1 protein-coding gene is annotated in these 1,583 nt (G+C 74.2%); it reads right to left on the bottom strand.

Features of this window, described 5'->3' with window-relative positions:
• The coding region (locus AB0J52_RS39800; protein ID WP_500188322.1) for an ATP-binding protein at positions 1-1,583 on the bottom strand (1,583 nt) is incomplete at both ends.

The raw sequence follows: 1,583 nt of genomic DNA, 5'->3' as shown, positions 1-1,583 counted from the left end.
GGCGAGCACCGCGAGGCCCTCGACGACCTTGGCCAGCGAGTGGTTGACCAGCAGCGACTTCGGGTCGATGTGCTCCAGCGCGCGAGCGTGCCACTCGACCGCGCGCCCGATGTCGCCCTCAAGGGCGGCGAGGGTTCCGAGCCTGCTGTAGGTGAGCGTCCCGGCCTGGCGGAAGTCGCCGCGGGAGACGCGCGGCTCGACCAGGTCCAGGGCGAGTTCGGCGGCGGCCCGGGCGGACGCGAGGTCGCCCGCGTCCTGGTACAGCTCGGCCTGCGTGAGGTAGCCCCTGGTCGCGTCCGCGTACTCGCCGGTGCGGAGCGCGGTGCGGATGCCTTCGGCGAGCTCCCGGTGGGCGCGCTCGATGTCGCCGAGCTGGGCGCGCGCCTCGGCGAGGTTGATGAGGACGATCGAGCCCTGTTCGGGGTTGACGCCCTGCGCCGAGTAGCGGCGGGCCTCCTCGCCGTACGCGATCGCCTCCTCCGGCTTTCCCCGGCTCAGCGAGATCTGCAGCAGGACGAGCGAGGTGACGCCCATGCCGAACCGGTCGCCCAGATCGCGGAACTCGCCGTAGGACTGCTGGGCGAGCTCCTGGGCGGCGTCCAGGTCGCCCTCGTGCAGCGCGTTGAACGTCAGCATGGTCTTGGCGATCGAGCCGATCCACGGGTCGGGGTGGTCGACGAGTCCGCGGAAGCCCTCCGCGGCGGCGGGCAGGTCGGCGGCGAACAGCCGCGCGACCGGGCGGGCGGCCACCGCCATCGGGTGCCTCGGCCGCTCGGGCAGGAAGCGCAGCAGGTCGAGGATGGTGTCGCCGAACAACTGGGGGGCGATGCCCTCCCCGCTGGCGGACGCGACGGCCGTCCCGGTGAACACGCAGATCGCGTACTCCTCGCCGAGGCCGGGCGGCGGTTCGTCCCCGGCGATCCGGTGGACGGCGGTGGCCCACGCGCACGCCTCCCGCTCCAGGTCGCGCATCAGCCAGAACCAGACCAGCGCCGTCACCAGGCGCAGGCCCGTCCGGACGTCCCGGGTGTCCACGACGGTCTGGAAGGCGGCGTTGAAGTTGTCGCGCTCGGCGGTGAGCCGCTCGATCCACAGGAGCTGGTCGCTCCGGCGCAGCTGGGGTTCGGCGGTCTCGGCGAGTTCCAGGTAGTGCGCGGCGTGCTCGGCGCGGGTGGCGGCGGTCTCGCCGGTCTCGTCCAGCCGCTCGCGGGCGTACACCCGGACGGTCTCCAGCAGCCGGTAGCGCGGCTCGGCGTCGCCGTCGGCCATGACCAGGGACTTGTCCACCAGGGACGCGATGACGTCGATGACGTCGGCGGGCAGGTCCCGGCCGCAGACCCGCTCGGCGGCCTCGGGCGTCGCGCCGCTCGCGAACACCGACATGCGGGCGAGGACGGTGCGTTCGGCGTCGTCCAGCAGTTCCCAGCTCCAGTCCACGACCGCGCGCAGCGTGCGGTGCCGGGGCAGCGCGCTGCGGCTGCCGCCGGTGAGCAGCCGGAACCGGTCGCCGAGCCGGGCCGCGACCTGCGCGGGGGTGAGCGCGCGGAGCCGGGCGGCGGCCAGTTCGATCGCGAGCGGGATGC

The organism is Spirillospora sp. NPDC049652, from assembly GCF_040675125.1.
Lineage (GTDB): Bacteria > Actinomycetota > Actinomycetes > Streptosporangiales > Streptosporangiaceae > Spirillospora.
This window is presented reverse-complemented; position numbering and strand designations above follow the sequence as displayed.